The sequence below is a fragment of the Streptomyces sp. NPDC047061 genome (genome assembly GCF_040643955.1).
Classification (GTDB): Bacteria; Actinomycetota; Actinomycetes; order Streptomycetales; family Streptomycetaceae; genus Streptomyces.
The window spans coordinates 1-4,009 of record NZ_JBEYVI010000112.1 but is presented as its reverse complement, the minus strand read 5'-3'; the positions used below and the strand labels follow the sequence as shown (position 1 = coordinate 4,009).

Below are 4,009 nucleotides of genomic sequence, written 5' to 3'. Positions count from 1 at the left end.
ATTTCCCCCCGGCCGCGCGGGGCGGCCGGGGGGCGGCCCGGGGGGGGGGGGGGGGGGCCCGGGGGCCCCCCCCCCCCCCCCCCCCCCGGGGGGCGGGGGGGGGGGGCCCCCCCCCCCCCCCCCCGCACCCGGCTCTCTCGTCCACCGACCAGTCCGTCGGCATGCCCTGACGCATGCCGCGCCCAACACCGAAGGTCTCATGCATCCCGCCGCGCCCGAGCAGGCCCCACCGTCCCGCCCCCAGCGCACCTCAGGACCGGCGCCGGGAGGAGGAACCCGGCGCCGTACCCCGAGCGGTGCCTTCGACCCTGCTCAGCTCGTCAGCTCCCTCCCCGAGGCGCTGCGCAAGCTGCATCCGAGGGCGCTGGTCAGGAACCCCGTGCTGTTCGTGGTGTCCGTGGGGGCCGCGCTGACCACCCTGTCGGCGTTGCTGCACCCGGCCGTGTTCACCTGGGTCATCAGCGCCTGGCTGTGGCTGACCGTGGTCTTCGCCAACCTCGCCGAGGCCGTCGCGGAGGGCCGGGGCAAGGCGCAGGCGGAGTCGCTGCGCAAGGCGCGTACGGACACGGTCGCCCTGCGCCTGCCGGACTGGCGCTGGGGCACGGACCTGCGCAGCGCCCGTACCGAGGCGGTCGCCGCCACCGAACTGAAACCCCTCGACATCGTGCTCGTCGAGGCGGGCGAGATGATCCCGGCGGACGGCGACGTCATCGACGGGGTCGCGGCCATCGACGAATCCGCGGTCACCGGTGAGTCGGCGCCCGTCATCCGGGAGTCGGGAGGCGACCGCAGCGGTGTGACGGGCGGTACGACGGTCCTGTCCGACCGGATCGTCGTCCGGGTCAGCGCCCGTCCCGGTCACAGCTTCCTGGACCGCATGATCGCCCTGGTGGAGGGCGCGAACCGGCAGAAGACCCCGAACGAGATCGCCCTGAACATCCTGCTGGCCTCGCTGACCATCATCTTCCTGCTGGTCGTGGTCACCCTCCAGCCGATGGCCGAGTACGCCGACGCGGCCCAGTCCACGGCCGTTCTGGTCGCCCTTCTCGTCACGCTCATCCCGACCACCATCGGCGCCCTGCTGTCCGCGATCGGCATCGCCGGCATGGACCGCCTGGTGCAGCGCAACGTGCTCGCCATGTCCGGCCGGGCGGTCGAGGCGGCCGGCGACGTGGGAACCCTGCTCCTCGACAAGACCGGCACCATCACCCTCGGCAACCGCGAGGCCGCCGCCTTCGTCCCGCTGCCCGGCATCGTCGAGGCACAGCTCGCGGACGCCGCCCAGCTGTCCTCACTGGCCGACGAGACGCCCGAGGGCCGATCCGTCGTCGTCCTCGCCAAGAACCGGTACGGCCTGCGCGCCCCCGCCGAGGGCGAGTTGGCGAACGCCCGCTGGATCCCCTTCAGCGCACAGACCCGGATGAGCGGCGTCGACCTGCGCTGGGACAACGGCGCCGTGTGCGCCATCCGCAAGGGGGCCGCCCAGCAGATCGTCGAGTGGGTGGCGATGTACGGCGGCCAGGTCCCGCCCGAGGCACGGTCGTACGCCGACGCCGTGGCCGCAGGAGGCGGCACACCCCTGCTGGTGGCCGTGCACGACTGGGACGGCCCCAGGGTGCTCGGCCTGATCCACCTCAAGGACGTCGTCAAGGACGGCATCCGCGAACGCTTCGCTGAACTGCGCCGCATGGGCATCCGCACCGTGATGATCACCGGCGACAATCCACTGACCGCCCGCGCCATCGCCGAAGAGGCGGGCGTGGACGACTACCTGGCCGAGGCGACCCCCGAGGACAAGCTCGCGCTGATCCGGCGCGAGCAGGAGGGCGGGAAGCTGGTCGCGATGACCGGCGACGGCACCAACGACGCGCCCGCACTGGCCCAGGCGGACGTGGGCGTGGCGATGAACACGGGTACGTCGGCCGCGAAGGAGGCCGGCAACATGGTCGACCTCGACTCGAACCCGACCAAGCTCATCGAGATCGTCGAGATCGGCAAGCAACTCCTCATCACCCGGGGCGCGTTGACCACGTTCTCCATCACGAACGACGTCGCGAAGTACTTCGCGATCATCCCGGCGATGTTCGCGGGCTCGTACCCGGGGCTGGCGTCTCTGAACGTCATGGGCCTGCACAGCCCTACCTCCGCCATCACCTCCGCGATCATCTTCAACGCGCTGATCATCGTCGCCCTGATCCCCCTCGCCCTGCGCGGCGTGCGCTACACCCCCTCCTCCGCCCATGACCTGCCGCGCCGCAACCTGCTCGTCTACGGTCTCGGCGGCCTGGTGCTGCCCTTCGTGGGCATCAAGCTGATCGACCTGCTGATCTCGGGGGTACCCGGCCTTGGCTGAACCGCGCCCTGCCGCCTGGCTCCGCCGTCAAGGACCCGTATGCGCACGTCAGAGCCCCGTCAGAGAAGGTGAGTCAGGCTTGCCCGGGGCGTGCGGCACGGCTTCCATGGACGATGTGAACTGCGCCTGGCTCCTCTTCGACCGGCCGCCGAGTCCTGCTCGGCCGTCCCGTCGTGCACCGCGCCGCGCGGAAACGCCCGCGTCCTTCTGACGCGCTTTCCGTGACACGAGGGACGCCGTGATGCCACACGGCGTCCCCGCCTCTTCTCATCACCTCATCACCGCACGTCCACCGCCACCCCATCACCGGGGCCGCCCGACGTGCCCGCAACCTCCGGATTGGATCATGCCCGACTCCACCCTCTCCTCCCGTACCGTCCTGGTCACCGGCGCCACCTCCGGCATCGGCTACGAGACCGCGCGGCAACTCGCCGAGCGCGGTGCCACCGTGCTGGTGCACGGCCGTACCGCCGAGGAGGCGCAGGCAGCCACGGACCGCCTGGTCGCCACGGCCGGCATCCAGGCCGCCCAACTGCATCCGTACGCCGCGGACTTCTCCCACCTCGAGGAGGTGGAGATGCTCGCCCGCAGCATCGTCTCCACCCGCCAGCACCTGGACGTCCTGGTGAACAACGCGGGCATGGCCGCCCCCGAGCGGCACACCGTCACGGCGGACGGCAACGAGATCGCCTTCCAGGTCAACTTCCTCGCCCACTACCTCCTCACCTGCCTGCTGGAGCCGGCCCTGACGAGCGACCCCGGCGGCCGGGTGGTCAACGTCTCCTCGGCCCTGCACCGCACGGCCTCCATCCAGTGGTCCGACCCCAACCGCGCCCGCAGCTACTCCCGACTGGCCGCGTACGCCCAGTCCCAGCTGGCCCTCACGGTGTTCGCCGCCGACCCGCGCGTCACCGCCGTCTCCGTGCACCCGGGGGTATGTGACACAGCACTGCTCCCCGTGTACGCCCACAAAGGCGTCTCCCCCGCCGAGGGAGCCGCGCACGTGGTCCGGCTGTGCGACCCGGCCGTCGAGATCGTCAACGGCGCCTACTACGACCGCGACGCGCGCATCGCGCCTGCCCCGGCCGCCACGGAGGACCGCACCGTCAAGCGTCTGAACAAGCTGGCGGACCTGCTGGTCGGCCGCAGCGCTTGAAGGCCCTTCGCCCACAGAGGAGTTGACGTACGTGTCAAAGCGCGCCCGCAAGAAGAAGGCCCGCCGGAAGAAGAAAGGCAACCACGGCCGCAAGGCCGCCCAGGGCTGATCGAGTGCCACGCGCCGGGCGGAACCCTCCCCAAGGGCCTCCGCTCGGCCTCCAGTGGAAAACGGTGCACATGACCGACTTGTCTTAACGGAGTCTTGACGCCGTTCGGAGCACGCTCCCGTGGGCCGATGCGTCACTCTCTGCTTACGCTGGTGCCGCCGTCCGCGTGATGGCCTGTCCTCCAACGGAGCCGCGCACCGGGAGCACGCCGATGGCCACCACCGAACGCCCGCAGCGACGGCTGCATGCCTGGATGCTGGAGGGCATGGCCGACATGGGCAGGTCGGGCGGTCACAGCGGCCAGCAGGCGCAGCCCGAGGCCGCGCACCAGGGCCAGCGCTGGTGGCGGGTGATGTGCCTGACCGGTGTCGACTACTTCTCCACCCTCGGC

General features: G+C 71.4%; 3 protein-coding genes. All 3 read left to right on the top strand.

Going from position 1 to position 4,009, the window contains the following annotated elements; all coding sequences use genetic code 11:
- Positions 1 to 199: 199 nt before the first annotated feature.
- Positions 200 to 2,353 (top strand): potassium-transporting ATPase subunit KdpB, encoded by a 2,154-nt coding sequence (kdpB, locus tag ABZ887_RS50945; RefSeq protein ID WP_361306541.1) that lies wholly within the window; start codon positions 200 to 202, stop codon positions 2,351 to 2,353.
- A gap of 346 nt (positions 2,354 to 2,699) precedes the next feature.
- Positions 2,700 to 3,509 carry an SDR family NAD(P)-dependent oxidoreductase gene (locus ABZ887_RS50940; RefSeq protein ID WP_361306539.1) on the top strand — a complete coding sequence of 270 codons (810 nt, stop codon included), beginning with the start codon at positions 2,700 to 2,702 and terminating at the stop codon, positions 3,507 to 3,509.
- A gap of 320 nt (positions 3,510 to 3,829) precedes the next feature.
- Positions 3,830 to 4,009 (top strand): hypothetical protein (locus ABZ887_RS50935; protein WP_361306537.1); only part of this gene is annotated, 180 nt, incomplete at its 3' end.